The following is a 23724-nucleotide window of genomic DNA, read 5'->3' on the forward strand; positions in this document are numbered from 1 at the left end:
TCAGTCCTTTCCGTCGGCCCCGCCGCGCACGAGCTCGAGTCCGGCCCCCGCGAACTGACGCAGCGTCGCGTCGGGCAGGAACGCCCTCGTGAGCGCCGGCCCGATCACGGCGAGGTCGCTCTCGTCGCGGAAGAGCAGGTACATGGTCTCGTAGCGGGGGTGGAACTTCTGCTTGAAGCGGTGCAGTGAGCCGAAGCCGTAGACCGGCTCCAGAGCGTCGGCCAGGCGATCGCTCAGCGCCGCGATCATCCCGGCATCCGGCGGGTAGTCGTGGGCGAGCGGCGCGCCGGACAGCGACATGATCCGGGCGCCTTCGTCGGAGAACAGTTTCGCGGACGACCCGATCAGGAACTCCATGACCGGCGCGAACCCGCCGTCGCGTCGGCGCATGAGATCGAGGGTCCATCCGTGCACCTCGCCGCCTCCGCCGTACACCGGCAGCCAGGAGAGGAAGCCGTCGACGTCGCCGTTCGGCGCGAGGGCGAGGGCGAGTCGCACCTCGGGGTCCTCCGCCTCCTCGAGCGTGCCGAGCGTGAAACGCATCTCGGGCAGGTCCTTGTCGCCGACCCACGCCTCGGAGATGGCCCGGAGCTGCTGCTGCACGCCCCAGGACTCGGCCTTGAGCGTGGTCATCCGGAACGTCATCTCCTCGCGCCCCGCACGGTTGAGCGACGTGCGGACCGACGCCCACTGCTTGCCGGTGAACTGCAGTCCCGGCAGGTCGACGATCGTGTCGTCCGCGACGACGAGACTGCGCCACGTCGCGGGCACCGCGTCCCTCGTGGCCTCGTCGGCGCTGAAGAAGCAGGGCACGAGTCCCGCCTGCTCGGCGGTGCGGATGAACTCCGAGACGGCCGTGCCGCGGGCGTCCGCGGGTCCGATCGGATCCGCGAGCGCGAGTGCCACGCCCGCCCGCCGCTGGTACGCCACGATCCCGCCGGCCGTGCGCGCGTAGCTGTTGCCCTCCCATGTCGTCATCCACGACAGCGTTCCCCCGCCGTGCTCGCGCAGCGCCGCCTTCACGTCGCCGACGTCCGGTGCGGGCTGCGCGCCGAGGAGCGACTTCCGCTTCGCCCGGAACGCCCGGCGCACGGCGATCAGGTACGCGAGCGTGATCACCCAGAGCACGCCGTTCGCGAGGGCGAGCTCGGTCTCTCCGTCCCACCGCAGATCGACGTCGGCCTGCGAGAAGACCGTGATGAGGGTGAGGACGAGCGCTCCGATGAGGATGTTGAAGAGTCCGAGCAGGATGACCAGCACCCAGGCCCAGCGACGACCGCGGCGCAGCCCGTTCACGAGCACGAGGATGACCACCAGGTCGATCGCGAGGTCGATGAAACCGCCGGATGCCGGCTCCGTCGGCCCGAACGGTCCGTCGGTGGCGACGAGGGTCGTGATGATCTCGACGGCACCGAGGACGAGGAGGGCGATCACCGCGATGAGCCGCTGCTCGCGCACGGTGGTCCGCTGCACGCGCAGGCTGCGGTCGGCGAACAGGATCAGGAGGACGGCGAGCAGATGCTCGAGGTCGGCGACCTTGCCCCAGAACAGCATCGAGATGAAGACGAAGCCGAGCAGCACGAGCCACCCGCGGACCCGCCAGGGCGGGCGGAAGAGCCCGACGGCCGCGGCGATGCAGGCCATCGTGCCTCCGGATGCGCCGACGTCGAGCGCCTGCGCCTGCGTGGACGCCCAGGCCCAGGGCAGCTGCGACGCGAGGGCGAGCACGAGGGCCGTGGCGAACATCGCGAACAGCTGCCCGACCCAGTAGTAGAGGAGCGCGACGCGGCTTCCCCTGCGGACCTCGAGATACGCCATGCCCCAGAAGCCCGAGATGGTGAAGAGGTAGACCCAGGGGGCGTTCACGAAGAAGGTGCCGGTGAGGGGCGTCCACCATCTGGCCTCGAGGAAGTTCGGCAGCCCGTACGCGACGAAGGGGAACAGCTCGGTCTCCTCGAAGGGCCGCCAGAGCCCCTGCCACGCGACGCCGACCACGAGGATCAGCCCGACCATCGTGAGCGTCGCCGGAATCCGTCGCAGGACGGCGAGAACGGGATGCGTGGAGGTGCGCGCCTCGGTCATGCGCTCAGCGTAGCGACGGGTGGGGCTCCCCGGGAGTGGTCTTCCGAGGGACGTGATGCCGCCACGCGGTGCGGAATCCGACTCCGCCGAACACCATGAAACCGGCCGCGAGCAGCGCGCCCGCCGCGATTCCCACGACGGTGGCCGCACCGAAGCCCCCGCCCGCCGCGACGACCGCCGAGCCCGCGAGCAGTCCGACCACGCAGGCGTTCACGACGATGAGCAGCATCACGGAGCTGCCGAGGAGGATGCTGACGCTCCGGCGACGCAGGAACGAGTAGGTGAGCTTCATCCCCGGCTGGTCGTCGTACGGCGAAGCGAGGAAGACGTCCGCGACCTGCGGGTCGAGGTCGACGTAGGCGCCGCGGATGCGGTTCATCGCGACCACGTACATCATGTCCTCCTCCGAGACGTTCATGACCCGGACCTGCGTCATGAACCCGATCAGCGAGAGGAAGGCGAGGATCGCGAGGGAGGCGCCCCCGAACCACCCGCGGAAGCCCGAGGCCTGTCCGAGCAGCCCGATCGTGACGAGACCCGCCGAGACGAGCGTCAGGAAGATCGTGATCCGGGTGAGCACCTCGCTCTGCGCGGTGCTCCGCGCGGCGAGCAGGCCCCAGTGCTCGGTCGCGAGCAGCTGGGCGCGGCGCCCGAGCACGGCGTCGGACTCCGGCTCGCTCATATCGGTATTGTGCACCCGCGATCCCTCGCGCGACACCGGCATCCGTCGCCGTCGTCGCCGCCCTCGGAGCCGTTGCCCCGCACCCGCGATCCGCGTTGGATGGAGGCATGCCCCCGATCCCCACGCCCTCGCCCCGTGCGCGACGCCGCCGGCGTGCCGAGATCGTCGGCGCCGTGGCATCCGTCCTGCTGCTCGTCTCCTGCTCCGCGAACCCCGCCCCGGCGCCGCCCGCGCCCGACGCGGCGGACGTGATCGCCGAGGGTCTCGACGCGCCGTGGTCGATCGCGTTCCACGACGGCGTGGCTCTCGTGAGCGAACGCGACTCGGCGCGGGTGCTCGAGCTGGACGCCGACGGCGGCCTCCGTGAGGTCGCCGTGATCGACGGCGTCGCGCCTCGGGGCGAGGGCGGGCTGCTCGGCCTCGCCGTGCACGACGGGCAGCTGTTCACCTACTTCACGGCGGCCGACGAGAACCGCGTGGAGCGCCGCGACATCGAGGGAGAGGCCGGGGCTCTCTCGCTCGGCGAGCCCACGACGGTCACCGACGGCATCCCCGCCGCGGGGAACCACAACGGCGGGCGCATCGCCTTCGGACCGGACGGGATGCTGTACATCACCGCCGGCGACGCGGGCGACCGCGACAGCGCGCAGGACGTCGACGCGCTCTCGGGAAAGATCCTGCGCCTCACTCCGGAAGGGGACGTGCCCGAGGACAACCCCTTCGAGGATTCGCCCGTCTACAGCTACGGGCACCGCAACCCGCAGGGCATCGGATGGGATGCCGACGGCACGATGTACGCCGCGGAGTTCGGCCAGGACACGTGGGACGAGCTCAACGTCATCGAGCCCGGCGGCAACTTCGGCTGGCCCGAGGTCGAGGGCATCGCCGGCGACGACGACTTCATCGACCCCGTGCAGCAGTGGGCGCCGGAGGTGGCGAGTCCGAGCGGCCTCGCCGTCACCGCATCCGAGATCCTCATCGCCGCCCTCCGCGGCGAGCGCCTCCGCGTGGTCCCGCTCGACGACCTCTCCACGAGCGCCGAGCGGCTCACGGGCGAGCTCGGGCGTCTGCGCGACGTCGTCGTCACCCCCGACGGCGACGTCTGGGTGCTGACGAACAACACCGACGGCCGTGGCAGCCCGCGCGAGGGCGACGACCGGATCGTCCGAGTCGACTGACGCCGGCGCGGAGTCTAACGATCCGGCGTCGGAAGGGCTTCCGACCGGCTCTCCCGAGCCCCTCTCCTCCTGCGCGCCTAGACTGGAGGGGTGGCGAGACTGTTGATCGTAGGCGGCTTCCTGGCCGCCGTCTTCTGGGTGTTCAGCATCGTCGACTGCGCCGTGCAGCCGCCGACGCGGCACCGGGGCGTGCGCAAGGCCGCCTGGATCGCGATCGTCGTCCTCATCCCGGTCATCGGCGGGATCCTCTGGTTCACGATCGGCCGCCGCCGCGCCAACGACAAGGGCGCGATCCGCATCGTCGCCCCTGACGACGACCCCCAGTTCCTCCGCAGCATCAGCAGGAGCGAGCAGGATGCCCGCATCCGCCGTCTCGAGGAGGAGCTCGCCCGCCTCGAGGACGAGACCGACGGCGACTCCACGCCGGACCCTCGTCCGTGACGTCGTCGCCGGCGACGGATGCCGCGGCATCCCTGATCGCAGAGCTCGTCGCGCACGGCGTGCGCGACCTGGTGCTCTCGCCGGGCTCGCGATCGCAGTCGCTCGCGCTCGCCGCGGTGCATGCCGCCGGTGAGGGGCACCTGCGCGTGCACGTGCGCATCGACGAGCGCGTCGCCGGCTTCACGGCGCTCGGCCTCTCCCGAGAGAGCGGCGTTCCCGCGGCCGTGCTCTGCACGTCGGGCACCGCCGCCGCCAACCTGCTCCCCGCCGCGATGGAGGCGTTCCACTCCGGTGTGCCCCTGCTGCTGCTCACCGCCGACCGCCCGCCGGAGCTCCGCGGTGTCGGTGCCAACCAGGCGACCATCCAGCCCGGCATGTTCGCCGCCTGGGTGCGCGAGCAGATCGATGCGCCGGTCCCCGGCGACGGCTCCTGGGAGGGCCTCGGCCGCCACGCGGTCGAGGTCGCCATGGGAGCGGATGCTGCGCACGGTCACGCCGACGTCGCCGGACCCGTGCACCTGAACCTGCCGTCGCGCGAGCCGCTGTCCGGCTCCCTCCCGGCGATCGCCGTCGTGCCGGGGGATGCTCCGCGTCGGGCCGCCGGCGAACCGCTCCTCCTCGAGCGCGGCCCTCGCACCGTGGTCATCGCGGGTGCGGACGCCGGTCCGGACGCGGAGGAGATCGCGCACTCCGGCTCGTGGCCGCTCATCGCCGAGATCGTCAGCGGCGCCCGATTCGGACGCCAGGTCGTGCACGGCTACCGTGCGCTGCTGGCCGACCCCCGCCTCGGCGGCCGCGTCGAGCGCGCCGTGGTGCTCGGCCATCCCACACTCAGCCGCGAGGCGGCGAGGCTCCTGGCGCGCGCCGACGTCGAGGTGATCGCGGTGCGCCGGGGCGGGGAGGACCTCGACCTCAACGGCCGCACGACCCCGGCGGCATCCGTCGTCGTCGCCGAGGGGCCGGCCGACCGGGAGTGGCTCGGCGCCTGGATGTCGGCATCCGCGGCGCACGCCGTCGACCTCACCGAGAGCGCGCCCGACCCCGACGCGCTCGCATCGACCGACTTCTCCGCCCGCCGCGACGCGGTCAGGGCCGAGTTGGCGGCCGTGCGGCGACCTCTCGATCGGGAGCTGCTCGCAGACGCCGTCTGGCGCGCGACCTGGCCGCATGACCGCCTCGTGTTCGGCTCATCGCGCCTCGTGCGCGTGGCGGACGCGGTGCTGGGCGGCAAGAAGGTCCCCGTGCACGCCAACCGGGGACTCGCCGGTATCGACGGCACGATCGCCACCGCGACGGGCATCGCGCTCGCCAGCCAGGCGGCCGGGGCGCCGGGCGTGACCCGGGTGCTGCTCGGCGACCTCGCGTTCCTGCACGACGTGGGCGCCCTGCTGCTGCCGCCCGACGAGACGGAGCCGCGACTGCAGGTCATCGTCGGCAACGACGGCGGGGGCACGATCTTCGACGGCCTGGAGGTCGCGAGCACCGCGCCCCGCGCCGACCTCGACCGCGCCTTCTACACGCCGCACACCGTGCGCATCGAGCAGATCGCTCTCGCCTACGGCTGGGAGTACCAGCGGGTCACCACGCGCACGGCGCTCGACCAGGTGCTGACGACGCCCGCCGGTGGGCGTCAGCTCATCGAGGTTCCTCTCGCGCGCTGATCCCGCCAGGGCGTTGTCAGAGGCTGAGCCGCTTCGGCAGGATGAACGCATGAATGCGCACGCGTGGGCGAAGACTCTGCAGGCAGGCGACGGCTTCCGGCTCGCCGACGTCGATCCCGAGAGCACGCCGGGGTATCACGGCGGCAAGGCCGAGGGGGCCGAGGATCTCGAGGCGGGGCTCGACGAGCTCACCGAGCTGCAGGAGCGGCTGTTCGCCGAGAGTCGCGTCGGCGTCGCCCGCGACTCGGTGCTGCTGATCCTGCAGGCCATGGACTCCGCGGGCAAGGGAGGCATCGTGCGGCACGTCGTCGGCGGCGTGGATCCGCAGGGCGTCGCGCTCACCGCGTTCAAGGCGCCGACCGACGAGGAGCGCGCGCACGACTTCCTGTGGCGCGTGCGTGCGCGGCTGCCCGAGGCGGGGTTCATCGGAGTGTTCGACCGCTCGCACTACGAGGACGTGCTGATCGGCAGGGTGCGGTCCCTGGCGCCGGCCGACGAGATCGAGCGACGGTACGGCGCGATCAACGACTTCGAGGCCGAGGTCGCGGCGTCCGGCACCCGCATCGTCAAGGTCATGCTGCACATCTCGAGGGACGAGCAGAAGTCGCGCCTCATGGAGCGGCTCGAGCGGCCGGACAAGCACTGGAAGTACAACCCCGGCGACGTCGACGAGCGGATGCTGTGGGACGAGTACATGCAGGCGTATCAGACGGTGTTCGAGCGCACCTCGACCGACGTCGCGCCCTGGCACGTGGTTCCCGCGAACCACAAGTGGTTCGCCCGCCTCGCGGTGCAGGAGCTGCTGCTCGACGCCCTGCAGCACATCGATCCGCAGTGGCCGGCGGCGGACTTCGACGTCGAGGCCGAGAAGCGGCGTCTCGCCGCGAGCTGACCCGGCTCCGGTTTCAGGCCAGGGCGTCGACGAGGGGACGGAACTTGACCCGGGTCTCCAGCAGCTCCGACTCGGGGTCGGACCCTGCGACGATCCCGGCGCCCGCATAGGCCGTGACGGCGATGTCGTCGTCGGCGGCCGTGAACTGGGCGCACCGCAGCGCGATCGCCCACTCGCCGTTACCCGCCGCGTCGACCCAGCCCACCGGCCCGGCGTACCGGCCGCGGTCGAACGGCTCGAGCTCCCGGATCGCGGCGATCGCCGCGGGCGTCGGCGTCCCCGCGACGGCGGCGGTCGGATGCAGGGCGCCGACGAGATCGAGCGAGGAACCGCCCTCCGCCAGCTCGCCCTCGACGTCGGTCGCGAGGTGGAACAGGTTCGGGAGCTTCAGCAGGAAGGGCTGCTCGCTCGCGGCCAGCGCGCGCGTGTGCGGCCGCAGGGACGCGAGCACGCTCTGCACGGCGTACTCGTGCTCGTCGAGGTCCTTGGTGCTCGACGCGAGGTGGGCGGATGCCTCGGTGTCGGCATCCGCGTCGGCCCCGCGTCCGATCGTGCCCGCGAGCACCCGGGCGGTCACGGTGCGCTGCTGCACGGTCACGAGCGTCTCGGGGCTCGCGCCGATCAGACCGTCGACCGCGAACGCCCACGTGTCGGGGTAGCCGGTGGAGAGCGCGCGCACGAGGCGGCGCAGGTCGGAGCCGGCGGGGATGCTGCCGGTGAGGTCCCGCGCCAGCACGACCTTGCTGAGTGCGCCGTCGGCGATACGCGCGAGCGCCTGCCGCACGGAGTCCTGATACCCCTGCGGACTCTGCGCGCCGGGGCCGACGGTGCCGGCCCAGTGCGGTCCGTACTCCCGCGTCGCGGGGGCGGCCGGCTCGCCGTCGGACGTGCGGATGCTGGTGAGCCAGGTCCGTCCGCGGTGGCGGCCGATCACGAGCGACGGGACGCACAGCACGCTGTCGGCGGCGGACCGCTCGTCGAACGTGAGCGCGCCGAAGGCGACGAGGCCGGAACCGGGGAGGCCGATCGGATCCTCGATCTCGGCGTCCCGGGCGAAGTCCTGCCAGGCGGCGGCGATCGCCGCCGAACGCAGTCCGTCCGTCCCCGCGGGGATCCGGAGCGTCGCGACGACGCCCGAGCCGACGGCGATGATCCCGTCTCCGCGGCGCAGCCAGGCGAGCGGGTTCTCGGGGTCCGCGTAGGCGAGGAGGTCTTCGACCTGGTCGATCTCTCGGGTCTGCACGACCAGCCTGCTGCTCACCGTTCCAGCCTAGTTCCCCGGATCCTGCCGGTCTCCGCGCCTCTCTGGCCGCGTAGCCTGATCGCATGAGCGACGCACGTCCGGCACCAGGGACCGAGATGATCTTCCAGTGGCGCAAGTGGGACGGCTCCCCGCACTGGCGCCACGAGTGCGTCTACCTCGGAGCCGACGAGTGGGGCGACTGGATCGGTCAGCCCACCGGCTGGCTCAGCGAGCGCCCGGGGGCGTCGTTCGTCGCCGCGACGCCGAACGTGACGCTCGTGCCCCGGCGGACCGACTACGCCCTGACGGTCAACCGCGAGCATCCGAAGGGCATGCGCATCTACATCGACCTGGGCTGGGACATCCGCTGGTCCGACGACCCGCTGCTCGCCACCGGGATCGACATGGACCTCGACGTCGTGCGGGTCGTGGGGGAGCGGGGCACATGGGTCGACGACCGCGACGAGTGGGCCGAGCACTCGGTGCTGTTCGGCTACCCCGCCGTCGTCATGACCGGCCTCGAGGCGCTCGCGCTCGACCTCGAGCAGAGGGTCCGGTCCCAGGTGGCGCCGTTCGACGACGTCACAGCCGATCCATGGCTCGACCGCCTGGAAGCACTGGACCTCGCGCCTAGACTGGAGGTGTGACCCCGAACGAATCGAACCGCGCCGACCTCGGCAAGGACCCCGCCCGCGTCAGCGGCATGTTCGACCAGGTCGCCGCGGGATACGACCGCACGAACACGGCGATGACGGTCGGCAACGACGCGCTCTGGCGCGCCGCCACCACCCGCGCCGTCGCCCCCCGGCCGGGGGAGAGGATCCTCGACCTCGGTGCCGGGACGGCCTCGTCGTCGGCCTCCCTCGCCCGCAGCGGCGCACAGGTGGTCGCCGCCGACTTCTCGCCGGGGATGCTCGCCGAGGGGAAGCGCCGTCACGGCAGCATCCGCAACCTCTCGTTCGTCGAGGCGGATGCCACGGCCCTGCCCTTCGCGGACGACGAGTTCGACGCGGTCACCATGTCCTACGCGCTGCGCAACGTGAACGACCCGAAGAAGGCGCTCCGCGAGCTGCTGCGCGTCACCAAGCCCGGCGGACGCCTCGTGATCAACGAGTTCTCCACGCCTCCCGGCGGCCTGTTCCGTTCGGCCTACCGCTTCTACAACTCGCAGGTGCTGCCGCGCGTCGCGCGCGTGGCCGGCACCAACGGCGAGGCCTACGACTACCTCAACGAGTCGATCAGGGAGTGGCCCGACCAGAAGCGGCTCGCGGCCTGGATCCGAGAGGCCGGCTGGGCCGATGTCGCGTACCGCAACCTGTCGTTCGGCATCGTCGCGCTGCATCGCGCGCGCAAGCCCCGAGTCGACACGTCCGCGTGAGCGGCGCGGACCGGCCCAGCGGACGACGGTAGGCTGAGAGCGTGACTTCGAGCCGCGTTGCCCCGGGTTCGCGACTGGCGAGCCGTCTCGGTTTCAGCGACCGTGTCTTCATCGGCACCGCCGGTCGGCGCATCGCACAGGCGATCGAAGACGGACTCGAGCGGGTCGAGACCGGTCTCGCCGACGACGTGCGCGTCGCGGACCCCCTCGCCGACGCCGCGAGCCGCTACCTGTACGAGGCGGGCGGCAAGCGGATCCGTCCCGTCCTCACGCTGCTCGCCGCCCAGCTCGGCGACGGCAACACCGACGAGGTGATCGACGTGGCCAAGGCCCTCGAGATCACGCACCTGGGCTCCCTGTACCACGACGACGTCATGGACGGCGCCGACCGTCGCCGCGGCGTTCCGGCGGCGCAGACCGTGTGGGGCAACAACATCGCGATCCTCACCGGCGACATCCTGTTCTCCCGGGCGAGCCAGCTGATGTCCCGCCTCGGCGAGCGGGCGATCCGGCTGCAGGCCGACACCTTCGAGCGTCTGGTCCTCGGGCAGATGCACGAGACGATCGGCGCACAGCCCGACGACGACCCGATCGACTTCTACATCCAGGTGCTCGCCGACAAGACCGGCTCCCTCATCGCCGCGGCCACGCAGGGCGGCGTGATCTTCTCGAATGCGCCCGGCGAATACGAGGAGCCGCTGCGCGTGTACGGCGAGAAGATCGGCGTCGCCTTCCAGCTGCTCGACGACGTGATCGACCTGTCCTCGAGCCCCGAGGACACCGGCAAGGTCCCGGGGACCGATCTTCGGGCCGGCGTCCCGACCATGCCCTACCTGCTGCTCAAGGCCGAGGGCGACGACGCGTCGATCGACCTCGCCGCCCGCATCGACGACGGCGTCGCGCGCATCGCCGACGGCGAGGACCCCTCGATCCTCGACGGCCCGCTCACCGAGCTGCGCGACCACGCCGGCACGCAGAAGACCCTCGCGCTCGCGCACTCCTGGACCAGGGATGCGATCGACGCGCTCGCTCCGCTGCCCCGCGGGACCGTGCGCGAAGCCCTCACCCGTTTCGCTGAGACCCTCGTCGAACGCTCCAGCTGAATGCTCGCGGCCCCGCGCCGCGGCACCCGGGCGTGACGGCATACGAAAGGACCCCCTATGACCAAGCTCAGACTGGCCATCGTCGGAGCGGGCCCCGCCGGCATCTACGCCGCCGACATCCTGCTCAAGGCCGAGCGCAAGTTCGACGTGTCCATCGACCTCTTCGAGCAGCTCCCTGCACCGTACGGTCTCGTCCGCTACGGCGTCGCCCCCGACCACCCGCGCATCAAGGGCATCATCACGGCTCTCCGTGACGTGCTCGACCGCGGCGACATCCGACTCTTCGGCAACGTCCGCTTCGGCGAGGACATCACGCTCGACGACCTGAAGAAGCACTACAACGCGGTCATCTTCGCCACCGGCGCGATCCGCGACACCTCGCTCGACATCCCGGGCATCGACGCCGTCGCCTCGTATGGCGCAGCCGACTACGTGAGCTGGTTCGACGGCCACCCCGACGTGCCGCGCGAATGGCCGCTGGATGCCGCATCGGTCGGCGTCCTCGGCAACGGCAACGTCGCGCTCGACGTGGCCCGCATGCTCGCGAAGCACGCCGAGGACCTCCTCGTCACCGAGGTGCCCGAGAACGTCTACGAGGGCCTCAAGGCCAGCGAGATCACCGACGTGCACGTCTTCGGGCGCCGGGGGCCCGCGCAGGTCAAGTTCACGCCCCTCGAGCTCCGCGAGCTCGGCGAGCTGCGCGACGTCGACATGGTCGTGTACGACGAGGACTTCGACTACGACGACGCGTCGAAGGACGCGGTCGCCAGCAACAAGCAGGTCATGGTCATCGACCGCGTGCTGCAGTCCTGGCGAAAGCGCGACTCGGTCAACAACGCCGGCGGAACGGCATCCCGTCGCCTGCACCTGCACTTCTGGGCACGCCCGGTCGAGGTCCGCACCGACGAGTCCGGCCGCGTCGCCGCCCTCGTGTACGAGCGCACGCAGCCCGACGGCCAGGGCGGGGCGATCGGCACCGGCGAGATGCGCGAAGTGCCGCTGCAGGCGCTGTATCGCGCGATCGGCTACTTCGGATCGCCGCTCCCGGGCGTCCCTTTCGACAAGAAGCACGGCGTGATCCCGAACCGCGAGGGACAGGTCCTCGCGAAGGACTCGAACCAGCAGGTCCCCGGCATCTACGCCACCGGCTGGATCAAGCGCGGTCCTGTCGGCCTCATCGGGCACACCAAGTCGGATGCCATGGAGACCGTGCGCCACATCATCAACGACCAGGGGTCGTGGTGGCACCCGGAGGATCCGTCGGAAGCGGCGATCCCCGCACTGCTGCAGGAGCGCGGCGTGAAGTGGACCGACCTCGACGGCTGGCACCGCCTCGACGAGCACGAGATCTCCCTCGGCGCGCCGCACGAGCGGGCCCGCGTGAAGGTCGTGCCGCGTGACGAGATGGTGCGCGTCTCCCGCGGGGAGTGACCGTCACCTGATCGTTGCAGGGCGCGCCGCGTGAGGGCCTGCGGTCGTCTCTAGGCTGCTGCGTATGCTCCTCGTCCTCGGTGCGGCCGCCGTGCTGCTGGTCACCGGGTGCACGGCCGAAACCGTGCCGACCCCGACGCGCGCGACGTCGTCCTCGCCGACCCCGACCCCGACCCCGACGGACGAGCCGGCCGTGGAGCCCGAGGCCGCCTTCACTGTGACGTGCGACGACGTCGCCGCCGAGATGTCGGGGCTCGTCGGCGAGCCGTCGACGCCGATGGATCCGGTGCTCTCGATCGTCAGTGCGCCGGGCTGGCTGCCGGGGCCCGCTCGGCACATGTTCAGCGCGCCGGCGGGATCGCCTGCTCGGCGGGAGACGACGATCGCAGCTGGGAGGTCGCCCTCGTCCCGGGAGCGCGTGCCGTGATCGCGGGCGCGACCGAGCGGCAGGGGTACTGGGGTAAGCAGGCGCGCTGCGAGGACGGCAGGTGCACGTTCGAGTTCCCCGACGGCGATGTCGTCCTCTCGGCGACCGTGCATGAGCCCGGCCTCGGCGACGCCGACGTCGCACGCATGGAGGAAGCGATGCGCGGGCTCGTCGCTGCCGCCGCCGCGAGCGTTCGCGAGGTCGAGTACATCGACAGCGATATCGTCGGGGCGCCCTGCGAGAGGTTCATCACGGAGCAGGAGGTCAGCGCTCTCGTCGGCGAGGAGGCAGCGCTCTTCTCCGATTGCGGCGGGTGGGGCATCCCCTCCGAGGTCTATCAGATCGTGAACGGCTCCCGCATCTGCTATTACACCTCCGCAGAGGGCGACTTCGAGTCCATCGCCAGCCACCTGATGATCACCACGCTGCCCGCCGGTGCATGGGCCTTCGAGGCGACCGACGGAGCGCCGGCGCAGATCGAGGGGGCGGATGCCGCGAAGACGAGCACCGGTGAGTACGGCGAGAACATCCTCGACATCCGAGTGGGTTCCGAGTGGATCCGGCTCATGACGTACGACAACGGGTCGGGCGCCGCGGATCTGTCGCCCCTCGCCGATGTCGTCGTGCGGAACCTCACGGTCGGACGTCCCGCTCCCCAGTAGCCGGAACCGTTCGGCTAGCCTGACGGCATGCCTGACTGGATACCGGACGTCCTGGGCGACGAGTTCGAGCAGCTCACGCTCGGGCTGACCGACGACGACGAGGGCGCCGTCGTCGCGACTCTGGTCCGGGCGCTTCCGCACGAGCGCGCGTGGTGGGATCGGCTGCGCGGTCGAGACGACCCGCTCGCCGACGTCGACGTCCTGTACGTCCATGGCTGGTCCGACTACTTCTTCCAGAAGCGCCTCGCGCGCTTCTGGACCGCTCGCGGCGCACGATTCTTCGCGCTCGACCTGCGCAAGTACGGCCGCAGCCTGCGGGACGGGCAGACGCCGGGCTACGTCACCGATCTCACGACGTACGACGAGGACATCGCGGCGGCGCTGATCGCGATGGGGCGCGGAAAGGACGGCGCCGCCTCGGGGCGACGGCTCGTGCTGCTCGGCCACTCGACGGGCGGGCTCACGCTCAGCCTGTGGGCCTCCCGACATCCACAAGCGGCGGACGCGGTCATCCTCAACAGCCCGTGGCTCGAGTTCCAGCTCGCATCCGCCCGACCGCTGCTCGCGCCCGTCGCCGAGCTGCAGGCGCGCTGGGCGCCGCGCGAGGTCGCGCCGCAGGTCGACCTCGGCTTCTACACGCGCGCGCAGCACGAGGTGGCCGACCCCGACGACCCGGTCGACGTGAATCTGGCGTGGCGCCCCGCGCAGACCATGGCGGTGCACGCCGGATGGTTCCACGCCATCCTCACCGGACACGCGGCGGTCGCCGCGGGTCTCTCGATCCCGGCGCCGGTCTGCGTGCTGCTGTCGACGCGATCGGCGACGCCCACGCGATGGTCCGAGGACCTGACGCGGGCGGACTCCGTGCTGGTGGTCGACGACATCGCCCGCGCGGCGATGAAGCTCGGGAGCTCGGTCACCGTCGAGCGCATCGACGGCGCATTGCACGACGTCTTCCTCTCGCACCATGAGGCGCGCGAGGACGCCTATGCGCGCCTCGACCGGTGGGTGAGGGGCTGGTCGGCGGCGGGCTGACCCGGCTCGGCGGTCAGATGTAGTACATCGCGCGGGCGAGTCGCTCGGCCTCATCGGCATCGCCGGCGAGGATCGCGACGCGGAAGTCCCGGTAGACCTGGAGCATCCGTCCCTGGTCGGCATCGGGCACATGCCACCCGCGCAGGTTGCGGACGAGCGCCATGCTCGCGTCGTTGAGAAGGACCTGGTGCTGCATGTTGCGGCTCCGGTCGCTCAGGAACGAGAACACCGCCCATCGCGCCTCCGACAGCTGCAGGTCGTCGCCGGCCGCCGCGCACATGTCGTCGACGAGAGCGGCGAGAGCATCCCGCTCCTCCGAGGTCATGCGTCCGACGCCCATCCGTGCGGAGATGCCGGCCTGGTAGCCGGCGAACTCCAGCGTCTGCTCGACGACGTCGGCCGTCACGGCCGTGACCTCGGTGTACCGGCTCGGATACATCATCACGAGCCCCAGCCGCTCGAGCCTCTGCAGCGCCTCGCGGACGGGTGTGCGCGACACGTGCAGCTCCTCCGCCACGTCGACGTCGCGGATGCGATACCCCGGCTCCAGCACGCCGTCGACGATCTGTGCGCCGATGTGCTGGAACACCTCCTCGGCCAGCAGCTGCTTGCTCTCTCGGATGCTCGTCATCGAGCTCTTGCTGTTCATGGATTGCCCCCAGTTGCTTTCCAGATCCAGGCCCCCATGATGTGCCCGGACGCTCACTACATCACGAAGTGGATCGCGATGCCAATAATCCACAGACGCCTTTTCGGAAGTGCGCGCCAACGCCCCTCCGGCAGGCGTCGTCGCAGGATCTCGTACAGAAGTGCTCTGTGGCCGACGAGCGTTGGGACGCTCGCCGGCCACGAACGATGCCGTGCACGGAACTGCTCTGCGCCCAGTCCCCACAAGGCGGAACCTCGATCCTCGAACGCGGGACCGTGGTTCGGCAGCGCGTCATGCATCGACGCATCGTCTGTCGCATCGGGATGCGACAGCATCCAGTCTCGGGCACGGAAACCCATATATCGGAATGGGATCCGAGAGCACGAAGAAGGGGGCGGACGCCGACGCGTCCGCCCCCTTCCGCTCCGCGTGTCAGCGGTAGTTGATGAACTGCAGATCGATGTCGAGGTCGGAGCCCTTGAGCAGCGCGATCACGGCCTGGAGGTCGTCGCGGCTCTTCGACTGCACGCGCAGCTCGTCGCCCTGGATCTGGCTCTTGACGCCCTTCGGCCCCTCGTCGCGGATGATCTTGCCGATCTTCTTCGCGTTCTCGGAGGAGATGCCGTCCTTGAGCGACGAGACGATGCGGAACTCCTTGCCGCTCGCGAAGGGCTCGCCGGACTCGAGGCTCTTGAGCGAGATCCCGCGCTTGATGAGCTTGGACTGGAAGACGTCGAGGACGGCCTTCGCGCGCTCCTCGGTGCCGGCGATGATGAGGACCTGCTCGCCGCTCCAGGCGATCGACGCGCCGGTGCCCTTGAAGTCGTAGCGCTGCTCGATCTCCTTGCGGGCCTGGTTCAGGGCGTTCTCGGCCTCCTGGTGATCCACTTTCGAGACGATGTCAAAGGAACTGTCAGCCATACATGGAGTGTATCGACACAGCGGTTTCCGCGTGTCCGTGGAAGCGTTTTCATACCGGCCCGCGACGGAGCTCCGGTCACAGGTTGGTATCGAGCCGTGGTTTCATTGCGGATCACGTCGATCTCAATGCATACTGTAAGCGCTTGCAGTCCTGCACAGCATCAGTACTCAGAGAGGCACACACCAATGAAGGTGAACAAGAGGGGCATCGTCGCCGCCGGCGTCATCGCGATCGTTTCGACTCTTTCCCTTGCAGGCTGCTCGACCGCGTCGGACGGCGGGGACTCGTCGGGCGGCGAGAGCAGCGGAACGCTGACCATCTGGGTCGACGCCGAGCGCGTCGACGCGCTCAAGAGCGCCGCAGAGGCGTACCAGGACAAGACCGGCGTCACGGTCGACCTCGTCGGCAAGTCGGTCGACGACATGAAGGACGACTTCATCCAGCAGGTCCCGACGGGCAAGGGCCCCGACGTGGTCATGGGTGCGCACGACTGGCTCGGAGAGCTCTCCACCAACGGCGTCGTCGCTCCGATCGAGCTCGGCGACTCGTCGGCCGACTACCTCCCCGTCGCGCTGCAGGCGGCCACCTACGACGGCACGGTCTACATGCTTCCGTATGCGGTCGAGAACATCGCGGTCCTGCGCAACGCCGACCTCGTCCCCACCGCTCCCACGAGCTTCGACGACATGGTGTCGAAGGGCGCGTTCGTCGTCGAGCAGGGCACCGAGGGCAACCCGTACCACCTGTACCCGTTCCAGACCGCGTTCGGCGCCCCCGTCTTCGGCACCGACGCCTCGGGCAGCTACGACTCCGCCGACCTGCAGCTCGGCAGCGAGGGCGGCACGGCCTTCGCCAACTGGCTCGCCGCTCAGGGTGCAGCCGGCACGCTGAACACCGACATCGACGGCGAGATCGCCAAGCAGCAGTTCCTCGACGGCACCGCCGCCTTCTGGCTGACCGGCCCGTGGAACGTCGGCGCCGCCACCGAGGCCGGCATCAACGTCGCGATCGACCCCGTCCCCAGCCCGACGGCGGAGACCGCGTCGCCGTTCGCCGGCGTGAAGGGCTTCTTCGTCAGCTCCGAGTCGAAGAACAAGGTCGCCGCGAACGACTTCCTCGTCAACTACATCGGCACCGAGGACGTGCAGCTCGAGCTGTTCAAGGCCGGCAACGTCCTGCCCGCGCTGACCGCCGCAGCCGACACCGCGGCATCCGACCCGATCATCGCCGGCTTCCAGGCCGTGGGCGCCGACGCCGTGCCGATGCCCGCCATCCCCGCGATGGGCGCCGTCTGGGAGTTCTGGGGTGTCGCGGAGGCCGCGATCATCAACGGCTCCGACCCCGCGTCGACGTGGCAGAAGCTCGTCGACGACGTGACCGCCGCGATCAAGTAGGCAGACAGCACCAGACCCTGCCGGGGCGGACCTCGTCCGCCCCGGCAGCTCCACGACGGGGACGACATGACAGACACCGCTGAGAAGACCGCGGAGCCCACGGCTCCCCTGACCGGGCGGCAGCGCCAGGCCGCCCGCATCGCCGAGGCCGCCTCCGGGCCGATCGGCTGGATGCTGCTGAAGATCCTGCTGCTCGCGATCGTCGACGCGATAGCGCTGTACGCCGCATTCGTGCTCTTCGGCCAGCAGGAATGGCTGGTGCTCGGGCTCGTGGTCGCCGTCACCGTCGTCGTCAACTGGATCTACTTCTCGCGGCGGCGCGTCCCCGCGAAGTACCTCACGCCCGGGATCATCTTCCTCGTCGTGTTCCAGGTCTTCACCCTGCTCTACACCGGCTACATCGGCTTCACGAACTACGGCACGGGCCACAACGGCACCAAGGACCAGGCGATCTCGTCGCTGCTCGCCTCGGCGCAGGAGCGCGTCGAGGATTCCGCGACGTATCCGGTGACGGTCGTGGAGCAGTTCGGCACCTACGGCCTCCTCGTCACCGACCCCGACTCGGGCGACGCCCTGCTGGGCACCGGCGAGCAGCCGCTGCAGGAGGTCGACGCCGAGTTCGAGGGCGGCCGCGCCGTCTCGGTCGACGGCTGGACGACCCTTCAGCTCGCGCAGGTCTTCACGCTGTCGGAGGAGCTCGAGGAGCTCTCGGTCCCCTTCAGCGACGATCCCAACGACGGCAGCCTCCGCGCCCCCGACGGTCAGTCCGGCTACCTCTACGTCTCGACCCTCGAGTACGACGCCGCCGCCGACACGATCACCGACACCGCGACCGGCACCGTCTACGCCGACACAGGCGAGGGCGCCTTCACCTCGGATGCCGGGGAGCAGCTGCTGCCCGGCTGGCAGACGACCGTCGGATTCGACAACTTCGTGCGGGCCGTGAGCGACGAGTCCATCCGCGGACCCCTCATCTCCGTCACCGTCTGGACGTTCGTGTTCGCGGTGCTGTCCGTGGCGACGACGTTCTTCCTCGGCCTGCTCCTCGCCCTCGTCTTCAACAACACCCGGATGCGCTTCCGGAACGGGTACCGGATCATCCTGATCCTGCCGTACGCCTTCCCGGCGTTCCTCTCCGCCCTCGTCTGGGCCGGCATGATGAACGAGAGCTTCGGCTTCATCAACCAGGTGATCTTCGGAGGCGCGGACATCCCGTGGCTGACGGATCCCACCCTCGCCAAGGTCTCGGTGCTGCTCGTGAACCTGTGGCTCGGATTCCCGTACATGTTCCTCGTCTGCATGGGCGCGCTGCAGGGCATCCCGGAGGACGTGAACGAGGCCGCCGTGATGGACGGCGCGAACCCGTGGCAGATCTTCCGCCGCATCAAGCTGCCGCTGCTCCTGGTGACGGTCGCTCCGCTGCTGATCTCCTCGTTCGCTTTCAACTTCAACAACTTCAACCTCATCTACATGCTCACCAAGGGCGGGCCGCGCTTCGACGACGTGAGCATCCCCGTCGGTCACACCGACATCCTGATCTCGATGGTCTACAAGGTGGCCTTCACGGGCCAGACGCGCGACTACGGGCTCGCGTCCGCCTTCACGATCCTCATCTTCATCGTGGTCGCGACGATCTCGATCATCAGCTTCCGCAAGACCAAGGCCCTCGAGGAGCTGAACTGACATGAGCACCACCGGCCCTCTCACCTCCGACCCCACCGCCGTGCGCGGGCGCACCGTCGCCGGAGCGTCTCACGCGCCGCATCCGTCCCGTCCGCGTCGGCGCGGATTCGGCTCCTGGTTCGCCGACACCGGGTGGCGTCACGTGATCGCGATCGTGGTGAGCATCTTCGCGCTCTTCCCGCTGCTCTACGTCGTCTCGGCGTCGCTCAACCCGAAGGGCACGCTGACCGGATCGAACCAGCTCTTCTCGGCGTTCGGCGTCGACAGCTACGTCCGCATCCTCAGCGATCCGCAGAACCCCTACGGGCTCTGGTTCCTCAACACGCTGATCATCGCCACGGTGACCGGCGCCGTCACCGTCTTCATCGGCGCCTGCGCCGCCTACGCGTTCTCGCGGATGCGGTTCGCCGGCCGACGCGTGGGCCTCGTCACCATCGTCGTGGTGCAGATGTTCCCGCAGCTGCTCGCGGTCGTCGCGATCTTCCTGCTGATGTCGACCCTCGGCGACTGGTTCCCGGCGATCGGCCTGAACACGCACACGGGACTCATCCTCGTCTACCTCGGCGGCGCTCTCGGCGTGAACACCTACCTGATGTACGGGTTCTTCAACACGATCCCGAAGGAGCTCGACGAGGCCGCCCGCATCGACGGGGCCGGGCACGCGCGCATCTTCTTCACGATCATCCTGCGGCTCGTCGCGCCGATCCTCGCGGTCGTCGGTCTGCTGTCGTTCATCGGCACGGTCAACGAGTACGTGATCGCGAGCGTCATGCTCGTCGACGTCGACCAGCAGACCCTGGTCGTCGGCCTCACCAAGCTCGTCGCCAACCCGCGATACGCGGACTGGTCGGCGTTCTCCGCGGGCGCGGTGATGGCGGCCATCCCCGTCATGATCCTGTTCCTGTTCCTGCAGCGCTACATCGTGGGCGGACTCACGGCCGGGGCCACCAAGGGCTGACCCCGGCACCGCGAGGCCACGGGCCGTCGGTTCGGCGTTGCGACGCCGGACGACGGCCCCTCGGTCTTAACCTGAGGACATGGCACGGGTGGGGGGACGCAATTCGGTGATGAGCTGGATCGCGGGCATCTTCTGCACCGGGGTGGTGGTCGGGCTCTTCTGGTTCGCGATCCCGATCGTCCCGACCCTGGTCGCCGTCGTCGGCGACGCCCTCCGCGCACTCTTCGCATGACCCGCGCGGCCAGTGCTGGCGCGGAATCACGACACGTCGGCACGCCTGCGGCGGCGTGCGGGCGGGCGGCGGTAGCCTCGCAGAGCACACATCCGAGGAGAGGCGCACCCCATGAGTGACCCCGTGGTTCCCCAGCCCGAGCGGCCGAAGGACGTCGATGACGTCGTCGACAGCGCGAACGCTGGTCTCGACGCGGCCGAGGCCGCGCGTGCAGACGCCCCCCGCACTCCGGGTGAGGCCGGTGCGCCGGATGCCGCAGTGAAGCCCGCCGACCCTGCGGTCGACCCCGATCTCGCCGCCTTCGAAGCGGCGGAGCGCGACCACCCCGGCACGTTCTCGACGCCGGAGCTCAACGACCTCGCCGCTTCCGACCGCGCCGCCGAGCGCGGATCCGACCTCCGCTCCGACCGCGACTCGGGCCTCAGCTCGCGCGACGACGATCTGCGCGCGGATCGCACGGCGACGGATCGCACGGCGACGGATGCCGCGGCGACGGCCGCCTACACGCCGCCGCCCGCACACCACGCCCACGAGGAGTCGGCGATGGCCGGCGCGGCCTACGCGCCGCACGACGCCGACACCCGGATCGTGCCCTCGGAGCCCGTCACCGCGGAGCCGGTGTTCGCTCCGACCCCGCAGCAGCAGCCCATCTTCGTGCAGGCGCCCGAGCCGCCGCGCGAGCGGGGCAACCGGGGCACCGCCGGGGCCATCGGGCTCCTCGCCACCCTCGCGTTCGCAGTCCTGTACCTCGGTGCGACCCTCGGCCTGGGCGCCGTCACGGGCGACGTCACGGGTCAGAACATCGGCGAGGCCGCGCTCGCGCCGTTGACGACGTGGGGCTTCTGGGTCCCCGTCGTCGTGTTCTTCCTCGGCTTCTGGCTCCTGGGCGCCTTCATCAACCGCGGGCGCTGGGGTCTCTGGGTCGTGTTCGGCATCATCGTCGGCGTCATCGCCTATGCCGGCCACATCCTCGGCCAGCTGTTCGAGGCGCCCTTCTGGCTGCTGTCGGCGCGCGAGGGCGGCGAGCTCGTGACCGAGCAGCTGCTGGCACCCCTCGCCATCGCCGCGTTCGTCTTCGCCCGCGAGCTGACCATCTGGTTCGGCGCCTGGGTCGCTCGCAGCGGTGCTCGCAAGACCGAGCTGAACGCCGAGTCGCAGCGCGAGTACGAGCGCACGCTCGAGGCCGGCCCGACGCTGTCGAGGTAATCACGGACATGTCATCGCCGAACCCCCGCGGGCCCGAGTCCGCGGGGGTTTCGGCTGTCCTGGCGCTGGTCCTCACCACCATCGGCTTCTTCGCGCTGGCTGTCTTCGGACTCGGCGCGCTGACCGTCGCGACCGACACCGACATCATCGCGGTGCCGGGCCTCGGGCAGCTCCCGGGCGTGATCGGCATGGCGATCGCGGTGCTCGCGTTCGCGCTGGCGCTGTGGACGGCGGTGCGGCGACAGCATCCCTCGTTCCTCTCCGTGCCCGTGATCGCGCTGTCGGCGGCGCTCGCGCATCTCGTCGCGGTCTGGTGCGGCGTCGCGGCGGGCACGGGGGACCTCGTGGTGGCGACGGCGGTCGCCGGCGATCTCGTGCGGGGCGGGGCGAGCGCCGTCCTGCTGCTCGCCGCCGCGATCGCGGGATGGGCCGGGGTCGCGCTGCGCCGCACGCGCGCCCGGCGTCCGCGGTGGCCGTGGGAGCAGGACGACGAGGAGTAGCGCCCCGCCGTCGTGCCGGAAATCGGCGCGGGAGGCACCCCTGCCCCGTACGCTCTAGGTGTGGAGCGCTCGCTGGAGACGCAGGTCGACCAGGCCGTGCAGGCCTGGCTGCGCTGGGTGCCGCGCTGGGAGCCGGCCACCCACCGAGGCCGCGTCGCGCCCTGCCGCCGCTGTCTGGGCTCGCCGATCCTCTCCGCGGCGGGGATCGCCGGCAACACCCCGCACGGTGTGCAGCACGGGCTCTCGACCCGCATCAAGACGATCGTCGACCATGCGGTCGCGGAGTACACCGCGCGCAACCTTCCGGTGCTGCAGCGGGAGCTCGATCAGCAGGCCGCTCGCAACAGGGCGCGCACGTACCGGCCATCCGAGGACCTGGACCCGGAGTTCGACGGGATGCCGCTCGACCCCGATCCCGTGCCGGGAGCGCCCTTCCTCTTCACGATCGCCGGGATGGCCGACGACGCCGCGGCGGAGCTGCCGCCGCTGCCGCCGCTCAGCGACGAGGCGAAGGCCGCGCTGCGCCAGGAGGTCGCGCTCGCGGACGAGTACGCGAACATGGTGGGGCGCGAGATCTGCGGGATCCTGCTCCGGCACCGCATCCACATCCAGGCGGCGGTGTCGCAGCACGTCGAGCCGCAGATCGAGGCGATGCTGGCCGAGCTCACCGAGTCGCTGGACTCGCCGTTCGACCCCGACACCCTCTGATCACCCGACGCCCTCTGATCGCTCGCCACTCTCTGATCAGGTCACGGCGCTTCCGTCGTGCCCGACCGTTCGCCGTCACGCGACCTGCGTATCCGCTGGGAGACGGTGGCGGCCGTTGCTGCGTGCGGCGACGAGTGGATATCGTTTTTCGATAGATATCCATTGCTCATCGATAGGGTTACCATGCATCCTCGTGTCTCCCGCATCCTGAAGGCGCTCATCGTCGTCCTTCTCGCGCTTCTGCTGACCAGCCAGATCGTCGTGATCCCCGAGGTCGCGCACCTCACCGCCCAGCGCAACCCCGATGTGGCGCAGCTCGAGATTCCCGGCATCATCGGCGCCGTCGTCTTCCTGGCGCTGGTCGAGGTGACTCTCATATGCGTGTGGTTCCTGCTGTCCCTCGTGCGGGACGACCGGATCTTCCGTGTGGAGGCGTTCCGATACGTCGACATCATCCTGGTCGCGCTGGTGTCGGCGGGAGCGCTGATCCTCGCCGCCTACCTCGTGATCCTCGCGAGCCGTGCGGTCTCCCTGTCGCTGACGCTGCTGGCGCTGCTCGGCATCGTCGTGAGCGCCGCGCTCGCCCTCCTCGTCGTGGTGCTGCGCGGACTGCTGCGCAAGGCGCTCGAACTCGAGCACGACCTGTCCGAGGTCGTCTGATGCCGATCGTCATCGACCTCGATGTGCAGCTCGCGCGCAAGAAGATGAGCGTGCAGGACTTCGCCGATGCCATCGGCATCACGCCGGCGAACGTCGCGGTGCTGAAGAACGGACGCGCGAAGGCCGTGCGGTTCACGACTCTCGAGGCGATCTGCCGCGTGCTGGAGTGCCAGCCGGGTGACATCCTGCGATGGGAGCCCGACGGCGGGGAGTCCGACGGCGAGGACCGCGCATGAGCGGGGTCGGCACGCAGGCGCCCGCCTCGTGGGGCGAGTCGGTCGCGCAGCGCCTGCTCGACGTCGCAGGCTGCCCGGTGTGCGGGGGAGCGCTGGACGGCGGATGCTGCGCGCACTGCGGCTCCGACCTGCGCGGACCGATCGGCGTCGAGGTGTGGAACTCGTCCCTCGCGGCGGCGTCGGCCGTCCGCGCTCGCGAGGAGGTGCTGCGGCGGGTTCCCGTCGTGTCCGCTCCGTCGCACGCCCGCATCGCCGCTCCGACCGCCGGCGCCGTCCCCACCGCGTCTCCGGCGGCTTCTTCGTCGCCTGCCGGCCCACGTCCTGCCTCGATCCCGCCCTCCCCGCCCGCGTCCTCCGGCAG

At 70.5% G+C, this 23724-nt stretch carries 25 protein-coding genes and 1 pseudogene; 21 read left to right on the plus strand and 5 right to left on the minus strand.

The window, feature by feature from the left end; all coding sequences use genetic code 11:
• Together A4X16_RS07730 and A4X16_RS07735 are read right to left on the minus strand one after the other, a co-directional pair.
• On the minus strand, positions 1-2082 hold the full coding sequence (locus tag A4X16_RS07730) for a bifunctional lysylphosphatidylglycerol flippase/synthetase MprF (protein ID WP_067118870.1): 2082 nt from the start codon (positions 2080-2082) through the stop codon (positions 1-3).
• 4 nt (positions 2083-2086) lie between these two features.
• On the minus strand, positions 2087-2764 hold the full coding sequence (locus tag A4X16_RS07735) for a hypothetical protein (RefSeq protein ID WP_067118872.1): 678 nt from the start codon (positions 2762-2764) through the stop codon (positions 2087-2089).
• 107 nt (positions 2765-2871) lie between these two features.
• Here A4X16_RS07735 and A4X16_RS07740 point away from each other — a divergent pair, with 107 nt between their 5' ends.
• The 4 genes from A4X16_RS07740 (at position 2872) to A4X16_RS07755 (ending at position 6936) form a co-directional block, all read left to right on the plus strand.
• Positions 2872-3942, plus strand: coding sequence for a PQQ-dependent sugar dehydrogenase (locus A4X16_RS07740; protein ID WP_067118875.1), 1071 nt, complete (start codon positions 2872-2874; stop codon positions 3940-3942).
• 90 nt (positions 3943-4032) lie between these two features.
• Entirely contained in the window at positions 4033-4383 is a 351-nt protein-coding gene (locus tag A4X16_RS07745) for a PLD nuclease N-terminal domain-containing protein (RefSeq protein ID WP_067118878.1), read from the plus strand.
• Positions 4380-6044: a 2-succinyl-5-enolpyruvyl-6-hydroxy-3-cyclohexene-1-carboxylic-acid synthase gene (gene menD / locus A4X16_RS07750; protein ID WP_067118881.1), complete on the plus strand. Its 1665-nt coding sequence runs from the start codon at positions 4380-4382 to the stop codon at positions 6042-6044. Before A4X16_RS07745 ends, menD begins: the two co-directional genes overlap by 4 nt.
• Before the next feature lie 49 nt (positions 6045-6093).
• On the plus strand, positions 6094-6936 hold the full coding sequence (locus A4X16_RS07755) for a polyphosphate kinase 2 family protein (protein WP_067118884.1): 843 nt from the start codon (positions 6094-6096) through the stop codon (positions 6934-6936).
• Positions 6937-6949: 13 nt separating this feature from the next.
• On the opposite strand, the gene A4X16_RS07760 is transcribed toward A4X16_RS07755, so the two are convergent.
• On the minus strand, positions 6950-8197 hold the full coding sequence (locus tag A4X16_RS07760; protein WP_067118887.1) for an isochorismate synthase: 1248 nt from the start codon (positions 8195-8197) through the stop codon (positions 6950-6952).
• Positions 8198-8262: 65 nt separating this feature from the next.
• On the opposite strand from A4X16_RS07760, the gene A4X16_RS07765 reads away from it, so the two are divergent.
• The 7 genes from A4X16_RS07765 to A4X16_RS07795 all read left to right on the plus strand — a co-directional run bounded on the left by A4X16_RS07765 (position 8263) and on the right by A4X16_RS07795 (position 14215).
• A complete protein-coding gene (locus A4X16_RS07765) occupies positions 8263-8826 on the plus strand; it encodes a hypothetical protein (RefSeq protein ID WP_067118890.1) in 564 nt (187 codons plus the stop codon).
• A gap of 56 nt (positions 8827-8882) precedes the next feature.
• Complete coding sequence (locus A4X16_RS07770) at positions 8883-9557, plus strand: class I SAM-dependent methyltransferase (protein WP_231880304.1); 675 nt, start codon at positions 8883-8885, stop codon at positions 9555-9557.
• A 41-nt stretch (positions 9558-9598) separates the two neighbouring features.
• Positions 9599-10660 carry a polyprenyl synthetase family protein gene (locus A4X16_RS07775; RefSeq protein WP_067118897.1) on the plus strand — a complete coding sequence of 354 codons (1062 nt, stop codon included), beginning with the start codon at positions 9599-9601 and terminating at the stop codon, positions 10658-10660.
• A 57-nt stretch (positions 10661-10717) separates the two neighbouring features.
• A complete protein-coding gene (locus A4X16_RS07780) occupies positions 10718-12091 on the plus strand; it encodes an FAD-dependent oxidoreductase (RefSeq protein ID WP_067118900.1) in 1374 nt (457 codons plus the stop codon).
• 64 nt (positions 12092-12155) lie between these two features.
• Entirely contained in the window at positions 12156-12518 is a 363-nt protein-coding gene (locus A4X16_RS07785; protein ID WP_067118903.1) for a hypothetical protein, read from the plus strand.
• Positions 12515-13180 (plus strand): hypothetical protein, encoded by a 666-nt coding sequence (locus A4X16_RS07790; RefSeq protein WP_067118906.1) that lies wholly within the window; start codon positions 12515-12517, stop codon positions 13178-13180. Before A4X16_RS07785 ends, A4X16_RS07790 begins: the two co-directional genes overlap by 4 nt.
• Before the next feature lie 27 nt (positions 13181-13207).
• Positions 13208-14215 carry an alpha/beta hydrolase gene (locus A4X16_RS07795; RefSeq protein ID WP_067118909.1) on the plus strand — a complete coding sequence of 336 codons (1008 nt, stop codon included), beginning with the start codon at positions 13208-13210 and terminating at the stop codon, positions 14213-14215.
• Positions 14216-14228: 13 nt separating this feature from the next.
• Here the strand turns inward: A4X16_RS07795 and A4X16_RS07800 are convergent, their stop codons facing one another.
• The gene (locus tag A4X16_RS07800; protein WP_067118912.1) at positions 14229-14864 is read right to left on the minus strand and encodes a GntR family transcriptional regulator; all 636 of its coding nucleotides are present in this window, start codon (positions 14862-14864) and stop codon (positions 14229-14231) included.
• Between the two features lie 432 nt (positions 14865-15296).
• A complete protein-coding gene (locus tag A4X16_RS07805; RefSeq protein ID WP_067118915.1) occupies positions 15297-15785 on the minus strand; it encodes a YajQ family cyclic di-GMP-binding protein in 489 nt (162 codons plus the stop codon).
• A 186-nt stretch (positions 15786-15971) separates the two neighbouring features.
• Between A4X16_RS07805 and A4X16_RS07810 the strand changes: the two genes are divergently transcribed.
• The 10 genes and pseudogenes from A4X16_RS07810 to A4X16_RS07850 form a co-directional block, all read left to right on the plus strand.
• A complete protein-coding gene (locus A4X16_RS07810; protein WP_067118918.1) occupies positions 15972-17180 on the plus strand; it encodes a sugar ABC transporter substrate-binding protein in 1209 nt (402 codons plus the stop codon).
• 66 nt (positions 17181-17246) lie between these two features.
• Positions 17247-18863 carry an ABC transporter permease subunit gene (locus A4X16_RS07815; protein WP_067118921.1) on the plus strand — a complete coding sequence of 539 codons (1617 nt, stop codon included), beginning with the start codon at positions 17247-17249 and terminating at the stop codon, positions 18861-18863.
• A 1-nt stretch (position 18864) separates the two neighbouring features.
• Positions 18865-19821: a sugar ABC transporter permease gene (locus A4X16_RS07820; RefSeq protein WP_197491797.1), complete on the plus strand. Its 957-nt coding sequence runs from the start codon at positions 18865-18867 to the stop codon at positions 19819-19821.
• A gap of 79 nt (positions 19822-19900) precedes the next feature.
• Positions 19901-20053 carry a hypothetical protein gene (locus A4X16_RS18060; protein WP_197491798.1) on the plus strand — a complete coding sequence of 51 codons (153 nt, stop codon included), beginning with the start codon at positions 19901-19903 and terminating at the stop codon, positions 20051-20053.
• 111 nt (positions 20054-20164) lie between these two features.
• Positions 20165-21259: an ABC transporter gene (locus tag A4X16_RS07825; protein WP_067118924.1), complete on the plus strand. Its 1095-nt coding sequence runs from the start codon at positions 20165-20167 to the stop codon at positions 21257-21259.
• Between the two features lie 8 nt (positions 21260-21267).
• Positions 21268-21759 (plus strand): hypothetical protein, encoded by a 492-nt coding sequence (locus A4X16_RS07830; protein WP_067118927.1) that lies wholly within the window; start codon positions 21268-21270, stop codon positions 21757-21759.
• Positions 21760-21819: 60 nt separating this feature from the next.
• Positions 21820-22467: a spermidine/putrescine ABC transporter substrate-binding protein gene (locus A4X16_RS07835; RefSeq protein ID WP_067118931.1), complete on the plus strand. Its 648-nt coding sequence runs from the start codon at positions 21820-21822 to the stop codon at positions 22465-22467.
• A gap of 183 nt (positions 22468-22650) precedes the next feature.
• Positions 22651-23127, plus strand: a complete 477-nt coding sequence (locus A4X16_RS07840; RefSeq protein WP_067118934.1) for a DUF2975 domain-containing protein — start codon at positions 22651-22653, stop codon at positions 23125-23127.
• Positions 23127-23363: a helix-turn-helix domain-containing protein gene (locus A4X16_RS07845; RefSeq protein WP_067118937.1), complete on the plus strand. Its 237-nt coding sequence runs from the start codon at positions 23127-23129 to the stop codon at positions 23361-23363. Before A4X16_RS07840 ends, A4X16_RS07845 begins: the two co-directional genes overlap by 1 nt.
• Positions 23360-23724: pseudogene (locus tag A4X16_RS07850) on the plus strand (hypothetical protein); the annotation flags it as partial. The gene A4X16_RS07845 and the pseudogene A4X16_RS07850, both read left to right, overlap by 4 nt.

This window comes from Microbacterium sp. H83 (assembly GCF_001650405.1).
GTDB lineage: Bacteria > Actinomycetota > Actinomycetes > Actinomycetales > Microbacteriaceae > Microbacterium.